Annotated in this window: 14 protein-coding genes; 7 read left to right on the forward strand and 7 right to left on the reverse strand. The window is 64.7% G+C overall.

All coding sequences use genetic code 11. The features are described from left to right. Positions 1-37: 37 nt before the first annotated feature. Both ABIG06_RS24000 and ABIG06_RS24005 read left to right on the forward strand, forming a co-directional pair. Complete coding sequence (locus ABIG06_RS24000; RefSeq protein WP_370138842.1) at positions 38-3,217, forward strand: efflux RND transporter permease subunit; 3,180 nt, start codon at positions 38-40, stop codon at positions 3,215-3,217. Then, a complete protein-coding gene (locus ABIG06_RS24005) occupies positions 3,204-4,406 on the forward strand; it encodes an efflux RND transporter periplasmic adaptor subunit (RefSeq protein WP_124160704.1) in 1,203 nt (400 codons plus the stop codon). The genes ABIG06_RS24000 and ABIG06_RS24005 overlap by 14 nt, the downstream gene beginning before the upstream one ends. A 150-nt stretch (positions 4,407-4,556) precedes the next feature. Here the strand turns inward: ABIG06_RS24005 and ABIG06_RS24010 are convergent, their stop codons facing one another. Next, complete coding sequence (locus tag ABIG06_RS24010; protein ID WP_124160705.1) at positions 4,557-6,065, reverse strand: acetyl-CoA acetyltransferase; 1,509 nt, start codon at positions 6,063-6,065, stop codon at positions 4,557-4,559. A 142-nt stretch (positions 6,066-6,207) separates the two neighbouring features. After that, complete coding sequence (locus tag ABIG06_RS24015) at positions 6,208-7,341, reverse strand: nitronate monooxygenase (RefSeq protein WP_370138843.1); 1,134 nt, start codon at positions 7,339-7,341, stop codon at positions 6,208-6,210. Positions 7,342-7,580: 239 nt separating this feature from the next. On the opposite strand from ABIG06_RS24015, the gene ABIG06_RS24020 reads away from it, so the two are divergent. Further along, entirely contained in the window at positions 7,581-9,236 is a 1,656-nt protein-coding gene (locus ABIG06_RS24020) for a flavin-containing monooxygenase (RefSeq protein WP_370138844.1), read from the forward strand. Between the two features lie 238 nt (positions 9,237-9,474). Next, complete coding sequence (gene yghU / locus ABIG06_RS24025) at positions 9,475-10,350, forward strand: glutathione-dependent disulfide-bond oxidoreductase (RefSeq protein ID WP_370138845.1); 876 nt, start codon at positions 9,475-9,477, stop codon at positions 10,348-10,350. A 332-nt stretch (positions 10,351-10,682) separates the two neighbouring features. On the opposite strand, the gene ABIG06_RS24030 is transcribed toward yghU, so the two are convergent. The 4 genes from ABIG06_RS24030 to ABIG06_RS24045 form a co-directional block, all read right to left on the reverse strand. After that, entirely contained in the window at positions 10,683-11,300 is a 618-nt protein-coding gene (locus tag ABIG06_RS24030; RefSeq protein WP_124160709.1) for a flavin reductase family protein, read from the reverse strand. A 113-nt stretch (positions 11,301-11,413) separates the two neighbouring features. Next, entirely contained in the window at positions 11,414-12,691 is a 1,278-nt protein-coding gene (locus ABIG06_RS24035; RefSeq protein WP_370138846.1) for an acyl-CoA dehydrogenase family protein, read from the reverse strand. Between the two features lie 281 nt (positions 12,692-12,972). Further along, positions 12,973-13,353, reverse strand: coding sequence for a VOC family protein (locus ABIG06_RS24040; RefSeq protein WP_124160711.1), 381 nt, complete (start codon positions 13,351-13,353; stop codon positions 12,973-12,975). Positions 13,354-13,480: 127 nt separating this feature from the next. Continuing rightward, positions 13,481-14,260, reverse strand: a complete 780-nt coding sequence (locus ABIG06_RS24045; RefSeq protein WP_124160712.1) for an SDR family NAD(P)-dependent oxidoreductase — start codon at positions 14,258-14,260, stop codon at positions 13,481-13,483. A gap of 178 nt (positions 14,261-14,438) precedes the next feature. On the opposite strand from ABIG06_RS24045, the gene ABIG06_RS24050 reads away from it, so the two are divergent. Genes ABIG06_RS24050 through ABIG06_RS24060 form a run of 3 tightly spaced genes read left to right on the forward strand, consistent with a single transcriptional unit; the run spans position 14,439 to position 16,591 of the window. Further along, positions 14,439-15,227, forward strand: a complete 789-nt coding sequence (locus ABIG06_RS24050; RefSeq protein ID WP_124160713.1) for an enoyl-CoA hydratase/isomerase — start codon at positions 14,439-14,441, stop codon at positions 15,225-15,227. After that, the gene (locus ABIG06_RS24055; protein WP_124160714.1) at positions 15,224-16,210 is read left to right on the forward strand and encodes a phosphotransferase family protein; all 987 of its coding nucleotides are present in this window, start codon (positions 15,224-15,226) and stop codon (positions 16,208-16,210) included. Before ABIG06_RS24050 ends, ABIG06_RS24055 begins: the two co-directional genes overlap by 4 nt. Before the next feature lie 3 nt (positions 16,211-16,213). Then, complete coding sequence (locus ABIG06_RS24060) at positions 16,214-16,591, forward strand: DUF6285 domain-containing protein (protein WP_124160715.1); 378 nt, start codon at positions 16,214-16,216, stop codon at positions 16,589-16,591. A 124-nt stretch (positions 16,592-16,715) separates the two neighbouring features. Here the strand turns inward: ABIG06_RS24060 and ABIG06_RS24065 are convergent, their stop codons facing one another. Next, positions 16,716-17,495, reverse strand: coding sequence for an enoyl-CoA hydratase-related protein (locus ABIG06_RS24065; RefSeq protein ID WP_124160716.1), 780 nt, complete (start codon positions 17,493-17,495; stop codon positions 16,716-16,718). Positions 17,496-17,632: the final 137 nt, after the last annotated feature.

The raw sequence follows: 17,632 nt of genomic DNA on the forward strand, positions 1-17,632 counted from the left end.
GATTCCTCATTTCGCTTGACCTGGAATTGCCTGGCGCATGATTGCTCTGGTCCGTATTGCCCTGAGCCGGCCTTATACGTTCGTCGTGCTCGCGCTGCTGCTGCTGATCATCGGACCGCTCGCGGCGCTGCGAACCCCGACCGACATCTTCCCGGATATCCGTATTCCCGTCATCGGCGTGGTCTGGCAGTACACCGGGCTGCCGCCGGACCAGATGTCCGGCCGCATCACCACGCCGTTCCAGCGCGCGCTGACGACCACGGTCAATGACATCGAGCACATCGTCGCCAACTCCTACAACGGCTTTGGCATCATCAAGCTCTTCTTCCAGCCCAACGTCGACATCCGCACCGCCAACGCCCAGGTGACTGCGATCTCGCAGACGCTGCTCAAGCAGATGCCGCCGGGCGCGACGCCCCCCTTGATCCTGAACTACTCGGCTTCCACCGTGCCGATCATTCAGGTGGCCCTGTCGGGCGACGGGCTCACCGAGCAAAATCTCGCCGATATCGGCATCAACCAGCTTCGTACGCCCCTGGTCACGGTGCCGGGCGCGGCGATTCCCTATCCGTTCGGCGGCAAGCAGCGCCAGGTCCAGATCGACCTCAACCCCACAGCGCTCCAGGCCCGCGGCCTCTCGGGCCAGGACGTCGCCAATGCGCTGGCGGCCCAGAACCTGATCACACCGGTCGGCACCCAGAAGATCGGCCAGTTCGAGTACAACATCCAGCTCAACAACTCGCCGCTCCGGATCGACGAGCTCGGTAACCTGCCGATCAAGACCGTCAACGGCGCCATGGTCTATGTGCGCGACGTCGCCACGGTGCGCGACGGCAATCCGCCGCAGACCAACATCGTCCATGTCGACGGCAACCGCTCGGTGCTGATGATGGTGCTGAAGGCGGGCGCGACCTCGACGCTCGATATCATTGCCGGCATCAAGCAGAAGGTCATTGACGTCAAGGACCAGCTGCCCGACGCACTGAAGATCGGTTTCATCGGTGATCAGTCGGTGTTCGTCCGCGGCGCGATTCAAGGTGTGGCCTTCGAGGGCGTGATCGCGGCGCTCCTCACCAGCGTCATGATCCTGCTGTTCCTCGGCAGCTGGCGCTCGACCATCATCATTGCGGTCTCGATCCCGCTGTCGGTGCTGGGCGCCATCATCATGCTGTCGGCGATCGGCGAGACGTTGAACATCATGACGCTCGGCGGCCTCGCGCTCGCGGTCGGCATCCTCGTCGACGATGCCACGGTCACGATCGAGAACATCAACTACCATCTGGAGCAGGGCAAGCCGGTCGAGCAGTCCATCCTCGACGGCGCCAACCAGATCGTGACGCCGGCCTTCGTCTCGCTGCTCTGCATCTGCATCGTGTTCGTGCCGATGTTCTTCCTCACCGGCGTCGCGCGCTTCCTGTTCGTGCCGATGGCCGAAGCGGTGATGTTCGCGATGATCTGGTCGTTCATCCTGTCGCGCACGCTGGTGCCGACCATGGCGAACTATTTGTTGCAGGCGCACGTCCATCACGAGGATGGACCGCCGAAGTCGCGCAATCCTCTGGTCTGGTTCCAGCGCGGCTTCGAGGCACGGTTCGAGCGCATCCGCGGCTTCTATCGCGGCCTGCTCGGGCTTGCGCTGGCGCACCGGGCGGTGTTCGTCATCGGTTTCATCTGCATCGTCGGCGCGTCCTTCGCGCTGGTGCCGTTCCTGGGGCGCAACTTCTTCCCCGCCGTCGATGCCGGCAACATCCTGATGCATGTCCGCACCCAGGTCGGCACCCGCGTCGAGGAGACCGCCAATCAGCTCGCCGACGTGCAGAAGGCGGTGCGCAAGCTGATTCCGGGCGAGATCGAGACCATGACCGACAATATCGGCATGCCGATCTCCGGCATCAACATGACCTACAACAACACCGGCGTGGTCGGCCCTCAGGACGGCGACATTCAGATCAAGCTGAAGGAAGGCCACAAGCCGACCGAGGAGCATGTCCGCGTGCTGCGCGAGCAGCTGCCGCGGCTGTTCCCCGGCGTCAGCTTCGCGTTCCTGCCCGCCGACATCGTCAGCCAGATCCTGAATTTCGGGGCGCCGGCGCCGATCGATCTGCAAATCCGCGGCGCCAATGTCGGCGCGAATTTTGCCTATGCCAACAGCCTGCTGGCGAAGGTCCGCAAGATTCCCGGCGTTGCCGATGCGCGCATCCAGCAGTCGCCGAACAACCCGACCTTCAACATCGATGTCGACCGCACCCGCGCGCAATATGTCGGCCTCACCGAACGCGACGTCACCAACAGCCTCGTGGTCAATCTCGCCGGCTCCTCGCAGGTGGCGCCGACCTACTACCTCAATCCCGATAACGGCGTGTCCTACTCGATCGTGATGCAGACGCCGCAATACCAGATCGACTCGCTCAGCGCGCTGCAGACCCTGCCGGTCACCGCGGCCGGCAATGCGCAGTCGCCGATCCTCGGCGGCATCGCCGACATCAAGCGCTCGACGTCGAGCGCGGTCGTCTCGCAATACGACATCCAGTCGATGGTGCAGATCTTTGCCACGACCTCGGGCCGCGATCTCGGTGCGGTCGCCGCCGATATCCGCCAGCTGATCGCCGACACCGCGAAGGATGTGCCGAAGGGCTCTTCCGTGGTGCTGCTCGGCCAGGTGCAGACCATGAACAGCGCCTTCACCGGCCTCCTGTTCGGCCTGCTCGGAGCCGTCGTGCTGATCTACTTCCTGATCGTCGTGAACTTCCAGTCGTGGTCCGACCCGTTCGTGATCATCACCGCGTTGCCGGCCGCGCTTGCCGGCATCGTCTGGATGCTGTTCGTGACCGAGACCACGCTGTCGGTGCCGGCGCTGACCGGCGCCATCATGTGCATGGGCGTTGCCACCGCCAACAGCGTGCTCGTGATCTCCTTCGCCCGCGAGCGCTACGAGGAACTCGGCGATCCCGTCGCCGCCGCGCTCGAAGCCGGCTTCGTCCGGTTCCGCCCCGTGCTGATGACCGCACTTGCCATGATCATCGGCATGGCGCCGATGGCGTTGGGGTTGGGTGAGGGCGGCGAGCAGAATGCGCCGCTGGGCCGCGCCGTGATCGGCGGCCTGATCTTTGCAACATTCGCCACGCTGATGTTTGTTCCCGTGGTGTTCAGCATGGTTCACAAGAAACAAGGCGCCAGACCCGCCGCCTCATTGGAGACTCCGCATGTCGCCCACTGAACCCCGCTCGCCGGTGTCGCACCGGAAACTGGGCATCTTCGGCGTGGTGGCGCTGATTGCGGCAGGCCTTGTCGTCGGCACCGGCATCCGTGCCCGCGAGGAGCAGGGCTCCAAGCTGAAAGAGTGGACTGACGACCAAGCCGTTCCCAGCGTGGCGGTGACGCTGCCCAATGCCAAGGACCTCAACGCCACCATCGACCTGCCGGGCCGGCTGGAAGCCTACTACCGCGCCCCTATCTTCGCGCGCGTGTCGGGCTATTTGAAGAGCTGGAGTGCCGACATCGGCGCCCGCGTCAAGGCCGGCCAGGTGATTGCCGAGATCGAGGCGCCCGACCTCGATCAGCAGCTGCTGCAAGCCCGCGCCGACCTTACCAGCCAGCAGGCCAGCGCCAGGCTGTCGGAGGCAACGCTGAACCGGCGCAAGACGCTGGTCGCCTCCAACTTCGTCTCCGCGCAGGAGATCGACGAGCGCACCGCCGACCTCTCCAACAAGAAGGCCGCCGTCAATTCGGGGCAGGCCAATGTCGAGCGCCTGGAAGCGCTCGCCGGCTACAAGAAGATCACAGCGCCGTTCGACGGCGTCGTCACCGCGCGCGACACCGACGTCGGCGCGCTCATCAATGCCGGCGGCGGCTCGGGCCCGGCGATGTTCGTGATCTCGGACATCACCAAGCTGCGCGTCTACGTCAACGTGCCGCAGAACTACGTGCCGGCGATCAAAATCGGGGCCAGAGCGATCATCACGCTGCCGGAATATCCCAATCGGACTTTCCAGGCGACTGTGGAGGCTTCCTCGCAGGCCGTCGACGTCGCCTCCGGCACCACGCGCATGCAGCTCGGGCTCGACAATTCCAGAGGCGAGTTGATGCCCGGCGGCTATGCCAGCGTGAAGCTCAGCCTGCAGCGTGACTCCGCGCCGCTCAGCATCCCCGCCAGCGCCTTGATCTTCAACGGCAGCGGCCTGCGTGTGGCGACGGTCGGGTCCGACGACAAGGTGCTGTTCAAGCCGGTCACGATCGCGCGCGATCTCGGCCGCGAAATCGAGCTCGCGTCGGGCATCGCGCCGGACGATCGCGTCATCACCGCCCCGCCGGATGGTCTGTCGGATGGCGATGCGGTGCGCGTGGTTGGCGCGGGTGCCAAGAGTAAGCCGACAACCGCGTCGGAGAAGCAGGCGCCGAAAAGCTGAGACGGTCTCGTGCCCCGGACGCAGCGCAGCATGCAATGATGCGCTGCTGAGCCGGGACCCATCTCTCCTTCTGTGCCGTGCTGCCTTTTTGGGGCCCGGCTCTGCGGAGCGGCATTACATGCCGCACCGCGTCCGGGACACGAGGGCCAACTACGCCGCCCGCCACTCCGGCACGCCATCCGCGGCCATCGCGATCTCGCCGAGTGAGCCGACCGGCGTGCGATCCATATTGAGCAGACGTGCCAGCGTCGCGCCGTCGGTCGCCGGAATCCGCGCCAGCGTGCGCCGGTCATCTTCGGTGCGCAGCATCACCACGCCGTGCTCGACATCGCCGCTGCGGCCATAGAGCACCGTAAAGCTCTCGACCTTGCCTTTGCCTCCAGCCTCGGTGACGAACTCCGGCACCGCGCGCTTGTTGCGATCCGCCTGCGTTTGCACGCTCGTCTCCTGCGCCAGCGCCTCGCGCGGCGGGCTCTTCGACACCACCAAGGCATGGTGCTTGGTGACGAAGCCGCCCTGGCCGTAGAGCAGGCCGAGTCCGGCGCCGCCGCGCAGGCGCCGCACCATCGCGCAGGCCGCATGCGTCATGTAGGTGTTGAGCGGCGCCCCGAAGAAGGTAAGCCCGCCGGTCACGGTCGGCTGCACGTCCGCGCCCAGGCCGAGCGTCCGCCGCGCCATCTTGGGCACGCAGGGAAAGCAGCTGTAGAGCTCGATCGCATCGAACTTTCTGCCGTCGCCGCCGGCGAGGTCCATCACGGCGTTCAGCACCGCGTTCTGCGGATGGCTCTCGTAAAACTGATCGCGCAGGAGATAATCGCGCGGTTCTTCGGCCGAGGCGCCGCCGAGCGGGTAGACGAGCTTGTCCTCGGCGATGCCGGCCTCACGCGCCTTGGCAAGACTGGTGAGCAGCAGCGCGCCACCCATATTGACGCTCGGGTTGGCAACCATGAGCTTGTTGTAGGGCCACGCGATCAAGCGGTTGTCGGCGGTCGGCGTCGTGATCTCCTCGGGCCCATAGCGCCGCTTCAGCCAAGCATTCGGATTTTGCGCGGCGGCTTCCGAATAGCGCGACCACAGCACACCGGACTCCGCCATGGCCTCGCGCGGCGTCTGTCCCCAATGGGCAGAGGAGGCCGCCTCATAGAACGGATAGACCGTGACGGGGCGGAATACGCCGAGCTTGACCGCCAGCGGCTTCTGGAAAGCCGCGCCGCGCTTGGGCTCCTCGACGTCGTGGGCGAACGGGGTCCATGGCAGCTTGACGCCCGCACGCTCCGCCTTGGTCGCGGTCGACTGCGCCTCCGCGCCGCATACGGCCGCCACAGTGCATTCGCCGCGCGCAATGCGCTTTGCGGCCTCGTGGATGTAGCGGATCGGGCTCTCGCCGCCAACGGGGCCGTAATAACAATGCGAAGGCGCGATCCCAAGCCGCTGCGCCAAAAGCCTCTCCGGATCGCGATAGCGCCAGCTCAGGAAATTGACGAGGTCGAGCGATTGCACGTCACCGAGCAGCTTTGTGCCGGCGTCCTGCTCGGCCCGCCGCAGCGCCTGCTCGAGCAGGTCGAGTGGCTCGAGGCCTGCGGTGATCTCCTTGGGGCGGTCGACGATCTCGCCGACGCCGACGATGACGGGGATGCGGTCAGGGGAAACAGTCGTCATTGTTCTTGCTTTTCACTCTCTCAGATTTCTCCGACCGCATCCTGAGGAGAGCCTGCGCGGCAGGCGTCTCGAAGGATGGGCCGCGGGCTCTCATGGTTCGAGACGGTGCTTGCGCGCCTCCTCACCATGAGGGTCTACACCATCATTCCGCCACCAGTGCATTCATATGCTCGACGGCTTCGGCAAACTCTTCCTTGAACTCCTGTACCACCGCGCCGGCCGATTTCACGCTGTCGATCAGGCCGACGCCCTGGCCGACGAAATAGCTGACGAGATCGCGAGCTTTCGCATTCCCGCTCGCCGCCGCGCGGTCGATGGAGTTGAAGGCGTCGCGGCTGATGATGCTTTGCAGCGGCATTGGCAGCGCTCCGGGGCTTTCCGGCGAGCGATCCCAGGCGTCGGTCCAGACCGAGCGGAGCTGCCGTGCCGGCTTTCCGGTGCGGCCCTTCGAGCGCACAGCGTCGCGGGAGGAAGCAGCGATCATCTTCTCGCGAAAGATCTCAGTGGTCTCGGCCTCGACGGTCGCAAGCCACACCGAGCCGGTCCACGCGCCGGCCGCGCCCATCGCCATGCAGGCCGCCATCTGCCGTCCGGTCATGATGCCGCCGGCCGCGAGCACCGGCACGTCGCGGATCGACTTGATCGCCTTGATCACCTCCGGCACCAGCACCATGGTCGAGACCTCGCCGCAATGGCCTCCGGCCTCGGTGCCCTGCACCACGAGGATGTCGACGCCGGCCGCGACCTGGCGCAGCGCGTGCTCCTTGGCGCCGACAAGCGCTGCGACCGGCACTCCGTGTCTCTTGCCCATCTCGATCATCGCCTTCGGCGGAACGCCCAGCGCATTGGCGATCAGCCGTATCGGATGACGGAAAGAGACTTCGAGCAGTTCCAGCGCGGTCTCGGCATCGAACGGCTGCGGTTGGTCGTCCGCGACGTCCGTGGTGGTCAGTTCGATGTCGTACTTCTTCAGGAGATCGCGCGTGTAGTTGCGATGCTCCTGCGGTACCCGCGCTTCCAGGCTCTTCCAGGTGACGTCCTTCTCGCCCGCGGTCGAGATGTTCTCGGGGATCAGCACGTCGATGCCGTAGGGCTTGCCATCGACATGCGCATCGATCCAAATCAGCTCGCGTTCGAGCGTCTCCGGCGTGTGCACGGTCGCGCCCAGCACGCCAAAGCCGCCGGCGCGGCTGACGGCGGCAACGACGTCGCGGCAATGGCTGAAAGCGAGCAGCGGGAACTCGATGCCCAGCATGTCGCAGATCGGCGATTTCATGGCCCTCTCCCGGCAGCAGCCGTCGCGTTGCTGTTGTTGCTTTGCTTGCGAAGGCGCTCGACGCTAGCCCATCGCCATCCGCGATGCCAAGCAGGATTTGGTGGCGCATCTTGCGTGCAGGCGCCGCGAAGCGGATGAGCCATTCCGCTGCACAAAATAAGCGGCCCGATTTGCCTCTTGCGCTTTCGAGAGCGACAGCAAATGCTGGCGCACAACAACAGAAAAATCAGGGAGCGCCAATGTCGTCAACGCAATCGAACCCGGCCCGCGCCGCCGAAGCCTACGACGTGGTCGTCGTCGGTGCCGGCTTCGCCGGCCTGTACATGCTGCATCGCCTGCGCGGGCTCGGCTTCTCCGCCCGCGTCTACGAGCAGGGCGGCGGCGTCGGCGGCACATGGTACTGGAACCGCTATCCCGGCGCGCGCTGCGATGTCGAGAGCATGCAATATTCCTATTCCTTCTCCGAAGAGCTGCAGCAGGAATGGGACTGGAGCGAACGCTACGCGCCGCAACCAGAGATCCTGAAATATGCCAACCACGTCGCCGACCGCTTTGATCTGCGCCGCGACATCCAGTTCAACACCCGCGTCCAGCGTGCCGCATTCGACGAGCGCGCGACATGCTGGTCGGTGACGACCTCCGACGGCAAGACGGTCGAAGCCAAATTCGTCGTGCTCGCCACGGGTTGTCTCTCCAACGCACGCAAGCCGGACATCGAGGGCCTGGAGAACTTCAAGGGGCCCGTCTACCACACCGGCAACTGGCCGCATGAAGAGGTCGACTTCACGGGCCTGCGCGTGGGCCTGATCGGCACGGGATCATCGGGCATCCAGTCGGCTCCCATCATCGCAGAGCAGGCGAAACATCTCACGGTGTTCCAGCGCACCGCGAATTTCTCCGTTCCCGCCCGCAACGCCGCGTTGACCGATGAGGAACGCGGCGCGTTCCGCAAGAACTATTCGGAGATCCGCCGCTTCGCCCGCGAGGTCGCCCGCAACGGCATCTATGCCGAGCAGCCGGATCGTGGCGCGCTCGATGACAATGACGATGTCAGGCGCGCCAAGTATTCGGCGCGCTGGGAGCGCGGCGGGCTCACATTCATGTATGCCTATAACAATCTCGGCCTCGACCGGGCCGCGAACGACACCGCGGCGGATTTCGTGCGCGGCAAGATCGCCGAGATCGTGCAGAACCCTGACACCGCGAAGCTGCTTCAACCGAGCAGCCACCCGATCGGCACCAAGCGCATCTGCGTCGATACCGACTATTTCGCGACCTTCAACCGGCCGAACGTCTCGCTGGTGGACATCAACACCAACCCGATTCAAGAGATCACCGCAAACGTCGTGCGCGTCGCGGGGAAGGACCACGAGGTCGATGCGCTGGTGCTGGCGACCGGCTTCGACGCCATGACCGGCTCGGTCGCCAGGATCGACATTCTGGGCCGTGGCGGGCAAACGCTGAACCAGAAATGGGCCGAGGGACCCAAAACCTATCTCGGCCTGATGAGCGCGGGTTTTCCAAACCTCTTCATCATCACCGGGCCCGGCAGCCCGTCGGTGCTGTCGAACATGATCGTGTCGATCGAGCAGCATGTCGACTGGATCGCCGATTGCCTCGATCACATGCGCAAGCAGGGGCTCGCCACCATGGAGGCAGGCAGGGAGGCCGAGGAGAGATGGGTCACCCATGTCAACGAGGTCGCTCACGGCACGCTCTATCCGCAAGCCAATTCCTGGTACATGGGCGCCAACATCCCGGGCAAGCCGCGCATCTTCATGCCTTACATCGGCGGCGTCGGCGTCTACCGGCGGATCTGCGACGAGGTCGCGGCGAAAGGATATGAGGGATTTGCGATGGACCGGGCGGAGCAGGGGATGGCGGTGGCGTCTTAGGTGACGCCGTCATTCCGGGGCTCGCGCCAGCGAGAAGCCCGGAATCCATTTTTTCCAGCATTCCGCGGCCCGATGGATTCCGGGCTCGCTTTTCGGGCTGCCCGGAATGATGGCGGAGGCGGCGGCTTGCCATGACGAAACGGTGAGTTGCCCCGCCGGGCAATGCATTTCCGGGGCCTTGTCATAGGCCGTTCGCGGGCTAATTAATGCAGACGCATCTTTCCGCCGGAGCCCACGCATGACCGATGACCCCGCCTACGTGCCGCCCAAAGTCTGGACCTGGAACAAGGAGAATGGCGGACAATTCGCCAGCATCAATCGCCCGATCGCCGGCCCGACTCACGACAAGGAGCTGCCGGTCGGCAAGCATCCCTTGCAGCTCTATTCGCTGGCGACACCGAACGGGGTGAAGGTGACGGTGATGCTGGAGGAGCTCCTGGCCCTGGGCCACAAGGGCGCTGAATACGACGCCTGGCTGATCAAGATCGGCAACGGTGATCAGTTCGGTAGCGGCTTCGTCGACATCAACCCCAACTCGAAAATCCCGGCACTGATGGATCGCTCCGGGCCTGAGCCGATCCGCGTGTTCGAGTCCGGCTCGATCCTGTTCTACCTCGCCGAGAAGTTCGGCGCCTTCCTGCCGAAGGACATCAAGACACGCACCGAGGCGATGTCCTGGCTGTTCTGGCAGATGGGCAGCGCGCCGTATCTCGGCGGCGGCTTCGGCCATTTCTATGCGTACGCGCCGTTCAAGATCGAATACGCCATCGATCGTTTCGCGATGGAAGTCAAACGCCAGCTCGACGTGCTCGACCGCCGCCTCGCCGACAACGAATATCTCGCGGGCAAGGACTACACCATCGCCGACATCGCGGTGTGGCCCTGGTACGGCGCGCTCGCCAAGGGGCTGGTCTATGGCGCCGGCGAATTCCTTTCGGTGCAGGACTACAAGAACGTGCAGCGCTGGACCGACCAGATCGCCAAGCGTCCGGCCGTGAAGCGCGGGCGCATGGTCAACCGCATCTCCGGCGACCCCGCCAGCCAGCTCCACGAACGCCACGACGCCAGCGATTTCGAGACCAAGACCCAGGACAAGCTCGCGCCCGCGACGTAGGTGTTGGGCTCGCTCGCCCCGCTTGCGGCAGGGCTACCGCATTTGGGAGCGACTTCGCCGCCGTCATCCTTCGAGACGCCCGTCTGATGCGGGCTCCTCTCTATGAGCCACCTGTCAGGCGTCGTCTGAGGTGGTTCATGGTTCCATGTGCAGCGTCCGCTTTCGGCGCTGGGGACTCAGGATGAGGACGGAGTTCGCGCCAGCAGTTTCGGCGGGCTCGATGCCAATGAACCTCATCCCGAGGAGACCGCTGGAAGCGGTCGTCTCGAAGGACGAGGCGCTTGCTCGCCCCGACGCATTGAGGCGATAGTCCCGCGCAGGCGGCGCGACGGCTAACTCGTCTTTACACCTTCCGCCGCCGGGAAAACCACGCGGTCATCGGTGCGGCAATAGCGGTCAGCGAACATGCGGCCGATCGGGTGATAGCGGTCCATGTGCACCCGCATCGCCTCGGGATCCCACAGTTCGTCGCGGATGTGGAAGTGGATGCCTTCGCCCATGATCAGGCGGCGATCATTATTGACGTCGATCATCTTCCAGAGCTTGCACTCCATCGCCCAGGGCGTGTCGGCGAGCCGCGGCACGGCGACCTTGGTCGATGGCGCGAGCTTCAGCCCGAGATGGTCGGGCTCGCCGATCTCAGGCGGAAAATCGCCGCTGCTCTCGTGCATCGCTCTTGCCAGCGGTTCGTCGGCGATGTTGACCACGAACTCGCCGGTCCGCTGGATGTTGAGGAACGTGTCCTTGTCCTCGCCGTTCGGCTTGCGGTTCGCCGCGAACATGCAGAGCGGCGGATCTTCGCAGAATGCGTTGAAGAAGCTGAACGGGGCGGCGTTGACCACGCCGGTCGGCCCGAGTGAGGTCACCCACGCGATCGGCCGCGGCAAAATGAAGGAGGTCAGCACCTTGTAGCGCTCGCGTGGCGTCAGGTCGCTGGCGGCGTAGTCCATGATGGCTCCTGGGCAAGTCGTCATTGCCGGGCTTGACCCGGCAATCCATCAATTCCGAAGAAATGTTCTCTTCGATGGATGCAGTGGTCAAGCCCGCGAATGACGAGGAGAGATCACGCCATGCTCAGCTCGTGCCGGCCGACCACCATCCAGTGCACCTCGTCCGGACCGTCGGCAAAGCGCAGGTGGCGCACGTCCTGGTACATTTCGGCCAGCGGGGTCCAGTGCGAGATGCCGGTGGCGCCGTGCATCTGGATCGCCTGGTCGATGATCTTGCAGGCGCGCTCCGGCACCATGGCCTTGACCATGGAGACCCAGACGCGGGCTTCCTTGTTGCCGAGCACGTCCATCGCCTTGGCGGCCTTCAGCACCATCAGCCGCATCGCCTCGATCTCGCAGCGGGCCTGCGCGATGATCTGCATGTTGCCGCCGAGATGGGCGATCTTCTTGCCGAAGGCTTCGCGGGTGAGGCCACGCTGCACCATGAGGTCGAGCGCCTTCTCTGCCTTGCCGATGGTGCGCATGCAGTGATGGATGCGGCCCGGGCCGAGGCGGAGCTGCGAGATCTCGAAGCCGCGGCCTTCGCCGAGCAGCATGTTCTCCTTCGGCACGCGGACGTTGTTGAAGCGCATATGCATGTGACCGCGCGGGGCGTGGTCCTGGCCGAACACGTACATGGGCCCGAGCACCTCGACGCCGGGCGTGTCGCGCGGCACCAGGATCTGCGACTGCTGCTTGCTCGGCGCCGCATCCGGATTGGTCTTCACCATCACGATCAGGATCTTGCAGCGGGGATCGCCGAGGCCGGAGATGTAATATTTCTCGCCGTTGATGACCCATTCGTCACCGACGAGTTTCGCGGTGGTCGAGATGTTCTTGGCGTCGGAGGAGGCGACGTTCGGCTCGGTCATCACATAGGCCGAGCGGATCTCGCCGTTGAGCAGCGGCTTCAGCCACTTCTCCTTCTGCTCCTTGGTGCCGATGCGCTCCAGCACCTCCATGTTGCCGGTGTCGGGCGCCGAGCAGTTCATGGTCTCGGAGGCCAGCGGGCTCTTGCCGAGCTCGGCCGCGATATAGGCATAGTCGAGATTCTTCAGGCCCTGGCCGGTCTCGTCATCGGGCAGGAAGAAGTTCCACAAGCCCTCCTGCTTGGCCTTGTTCTTGGCCTTCTCCAGCACCTCGAGCTGCTTTGGCGTGAAGCTCCAGCGATCCTCCTTGCCTTCGCCCGCCTTGGCGAATTCGATCGACATCGGCTCGACGGTGTCGCGGATGAACTTCTTGACGTGGTCATAGAGTGGACGGACCTGGTCCGACATCCTGAGATCGTTGAGCTCGTCGCCGGGATTGAGCGTGTAGTTGGTGGTGCGGGGAATGTAGGTGTGTTTTGTCATTGTTCCTCCCGGGGCGCTAGAATGTGTTGAGCGCAAGAATAGTCGCAGCGCCGCCAAAGTGCGAGCGCGCTTTTGTCACGCGAGCCATGCCACGCGATGCAATATCGCGAGGTCGTTTGAAATGTTGTTTGAATGGGGCGGCGCGAGTGGGTTGAGCGCCGTCAGATCCTCACGACTCCGTCATTGCGAGCGCAGCGGAGCAATCCAGAATCTTACCGCGGCGGCAGTCTGGATTGCTTCGTCGCAAGAGCTCCTCGCAATGACGAGGAGAGTCCGAGGCCTCACGCCGGCATCCGATGCATGGCACAGATCTTGTTGCCGTCGAGATCGCGCAGGTAAGCCAGATAGAGCTGGCCGCCCGGGCCCTGGCGAATGCCGGGCGGATCCTCGATGGATTTTGCGCCGGCTGCGATACCAGCCGCGTGCCAGGCGTCGACCTGCTCCGGGGAATTGCAGGCAAAGCCGATCGTGCCGCCATTCGCGCAGGTTGCCGGTTCACCGTTGATCGGCTTCGAGACCGAGAAGACGCCGGTTTTGGTGATGTAGAAGATGCGATGGCCGTCGACCCTGGCCGGCCGCACTTCGAGCGTGCCGAGCAGCTTGTCGTAGAACGCCTTGGCCTTGTCGAGGTCGTTGGTGCCGATCATGACGTGTGAAAACATTTGCCCGTTCCCTCTGCGCTCACAAACAGAAACCGCAGGGTGGACAAAGCGCAGCGTGCCCACCACCACACTCGCAGGGCTTATGGTGGGCGCGGCGCAGGAGCGCCTTTGCCCACCCTGCGAGATCTCAAAACGCCGTATAGCCGCCATCGATCACGAACGTATCGGCAGTGTGATACGACGACGCCTTGCTCATCAGATACACCGCGATGCCGCCGAAATCGGATGCCTCGCCGAAGCGCCGCATCGGAATGCGTGGCATGACGTTGGCGACGAACTTGTCGTTGGCCATGAGCCCTGCCGTCATGTCGCTCTTGATCCATCCTGGCAGGATCGCATTGGCGGTGACTCCATAGCGTGCCAGCTCGACGCCGAGCGCGCGTACCAGCGCGTTGATCGCCGCCTTGGTCGCCGCATAGTGCTCGTTGCGCGCGGTGCCGAAGATCGAGGCGAGGCTCGAGGTCGCGACGAGGCGGCCAAAGGGATCGCCGGCATTGGCGCGCTCGGTCATGTGCTTCGCCGCGGCCTGGAACGCGTGGAACACGCCGTCGAGGTTGGTTGCGAACATCGTGCGCCATTCCTCCTCGGTGCGTTCGATGAAGGAGCGCCGTCCGCCGCCGCCGATGCCGGCATTGGCGAAGCAGCCGTCGACCCGGCCGAACGTGTCGAGCGTCGCCTTCATCGCGGAATTGACCGAGGCTGGGTCGGTGACGTCGCAGACGCGGGTGTCGACCTTGCCGGCAAGGCCGGCCATGCTCGCGGCAGCGGACTTGTTCTTGTCGGCATTTCGGCCCCAGATCGAGACGTTGCAGCCTTGCGCCGCGAGCGCCTGCGCAATGCCGAGCCCGATGCCGCCATTGCCGCCGGTGATCACGGCCACGCGGCCGGTGAGGTCGAAAAGGTTCATGGCGCGTTTCCTGTTCCTGACAAGACTTCCTGGCATGAGGCGTATCAGCCGCTGCGCACAAGATTGCTTGCTATGCTCCGATCACCATGGACAAGGTCGCGACAAAAATCAAATATGCGCCCCGGCAAAGTAATTCCGGTCTGCGAAACTATCGCGGGTCGCAACTGACGAGGAAACCATGCAGTTCAAACACGTCACGCTCGATTTCGATGGCGCCGTCGCGGTCCTCAAGCTCGACCATCAGGAGGTGATGAACGCGGTCTCCGTGGACATGCTGGGGGGTCTCGCCGAGGCGCTCGATGCGATCGAGGAGAAGAAGGACGAGGTGCGCTGCGTGGTGCTGACCGGCGCGGGCCGCGCGTTCTGCACGGGTGCGAATCTCCAGGGCCGCAACAATCAGTCGAAGAAGACCAAGGCCGGCCTGACGCTGGAAACCGGCTTCCACCCTTTCCTGCGCCGCATCCGCAATCTGCACTGTCCGATCGTGACCGCGGTCAACGGTCCCGCCGCCGGCGCCGGCATGAGCTTCGCGCTGCTCGGCGACATGATCCTGTGCGCGCGCTCGTCCTATTTCCTGCAAGCCTTCCGCCGCATCGGCCTCGTGCCGGATTGCGGCTCGACCTGGCTCTTGCCGCGCCTCGTCGGCCGGGCGCGCTCGATCGAATTGTCGCTGATGGGCGAGCGGCTGCCGGCGGAGAAGGCGCTGGAATGGGGCCTCGTCAACCGCGTCTACGACGACGGCGTGCTGATGGAAGAGGCGATGAAGCTCGCGCGCGATCTCGCCAGCGGCCCGACCATCGCATTGTCGCTGATCCGCAAGCTCTATTGGGACAGCCCGGAAAATTCCTTCGAGGATCAGCTCAATCTCGAATTCCAGTGCCAGCTCCGTGCCGGCGACACCCAGGATTTTCGCGAGGGCGTCGGCGCGTTTCTCGAGAAGCGTCCCGCGCAGTTCAAGGGCAAATGATCGAGGCCGAGCTCTCGCGCAGCGTCGCGCGCTGGTGCAGCGGAGCAAGCGGCGTCACGGGCGCGGCAAAGCTGTCCGGCGGCGCCAGCCAGGAAACCTGGCGCTTCGATATCGTGCATCCCGATGGGCCGATCGGCGCGATCCTGCGCCGCTCGCCGAAGGGCTATGGCGCGGCGCCAACGCGCGCGGCAGGCCTTGCCGCTGAAGCGCAGCTGATGCAGCTCGCCTTCGAGGCCGGCGTTCCGTCGCCGCGCGTGCTGCATGTGTTGACGGTCGAGGACGATCTCGGCACCGGCTTCATCATGCAGCGGGTCGAGGGCGAAACCATCGCGCGCAAGATTCTTCGCGATGAGGAGTACGCGGCGGCGCGGCCCCTGCTGGCGCGGCAGATCGGCGGCATTCTCGCAGCCCTTCACAGGCTGCCGCAGGACAAATTGCCCGAGCTGCGCAGAAGGGGCGCGACCCAGGAAATCGCCGAGTTTGAGCGCGACTATCGCAGTTTGAACTGGCCCAAGCCCGTGTTCGAGCTGGCGCTGCGCTGGCTGCGCGACCACGATCCCGGTCCCGCGGCCGAGACCACGCTGGTTCACGGCGATTTCCGCAACGGCAATCTCATCATCGGCGCCGACGGCGTCCGCGCCGTGCTCGACTGGGAGCTCGCCCATCTCGGCGACCCCATGGAGGATCTCGGCTGGGTCTGCGTCAATTCCTGGCGGTTCGGCGAAATCGACAAGCCTGTCGGCGGTTTTGGCACACGCGAGGAGTTGTTCGCGGGCTACGAGGCGGCCGGCCGCAAGGTCGACCCCTCGCGCGTGACATTCTGGGAAGTGATGGGCACGCTGCGCTGGGGCATCATGTGCGGCGGCATGATGCAGCGCTTTCGCGAGGGCCCCGATCATTCCATGGAGCGCGCCATGATCGGACGCCGCGCCAGCGAGACCGAGATCGATCTCTTGCGGCTGCTGGCGCCGCGCGGGAGCTGAACCATGCAGGACGAACCGATCCCGATCGAGCTGACCAAGTCCGTCGCCGATTTCCTCCGTAACGACATCGCGCCGCTGATCTCGGGTCACCAGGCCTTCAAGCTGCGCGTCGCCATCAACATCCTCGATCTCGTGACGCGGCAGCTGACGCGGGAGGATGAGAGCGATGCGAAGGAGATCGAGCGCCTGCGCGCGCTGCTCGGCCTGGAGGGCTCAATCGCCGAACTCAACCGCGTGCTCGCCGAGCGCATCGCCAGGGGAGAAGTCGATCTCGCGACACCCGGTCTCGCCGAGCATCTCTGGGCGACCACGATGGACAAGCTCGCGGTGGATCAGCCGAACTACGCATCGTACAGGCGCGAGCTGGACCGAAGCGGATAGCTCTCTCACCGTCATTCCGGGGCGTCGCGAAGCGACGAGCCCGGAATCCATTTATCCACTGTCTCTGACGCTTAATGGATTCCGGGTTCGCGCCTGAGAGGTGGAATGACCGAGCAAAGCGCGGTCACTTCCCCACCCATTTCGGCGGCCGCTTCTCCGAGAACGCCTTCGGGCCCTCGATGTAGTCCTGCGAGGCGACCATCGCCTTCACCGCAGGGTACTCGCGCTGCTCCTCGATCGCCTGCTCCAGCGACACGCCAAGCCCCTTCTGGATCGCCTGCTTCGAGGCCCGGATCGACATCGGCGAGTTCTTGCTGATCATCTCGGCCCAGCGCAGCGCGGCGTTGAGGGCATCGCCCTGCGGCACCACCTCGTTGACGAAGCCGAGCTCCAGCCCTTCCTTGGCGCTGACATGGCGCGCGGTGAGGATCATGCCCATGGCACGCTTCAGCCCGATCTGCCGCGGCAGGCGGTGCAGGCCGCCGGCAAGCGCGGCGAGGCCGACGCGCGGCTCGGGCAGGGCGAAGGTCGCGTTCTCCGACGCAATGATCAGGTCGCACGCCAGCGCGATCTCGAAGCCGCCGCCCATGGCGACACCGTTCACGGCGGCGATGATCGGCTTGTCGCAGTCGAAGCGTGAGGTGAGACCGGCGAAGCCGCCCTTGTCCCAGCCGCGTTTTCCCCCCGCCGCCTGCCACTTCAAATCGTTGCCGGCGCAGAACGCCTTGTCGCCGCTGCCCGTGACGATGGCGATCCACTGCTCGGGATCTGCGGAGAAATCGTCAAACACCTTCTGAAGCTCGAAATGCGCATCGGTGTGCAGCGCGTTGTAGACCTCGGGCCGCGACAGCGTGACGATCGTGATCGGCCCCTTGCGTTCCACCTTTGAGAATTTCAGCTCCATCGCGCGCTCCCGCATTTTCCCGTGAAGGAATATTGCCGTCATACTACCGCGCGTTGGCGGCAGAGCACCATCGAATTGCGCTGGTGCGCCTTGCGCGCGCCCCACGTCTCGCCTTGCTTGACTTGCACACGCTCTTC

Origin of the sequence: Bradyrhizobium sp. USDA 326, from assembly GCF_049739485.1 — a bacterium.
In the GTDB taxonomy this organism is placed as follows: domain Bacteria; phylum Pseudomonadota; class Alphaproteobacteria; order Rhizobiales; family Xanthobacteraceae; genus Bradyrhizobium.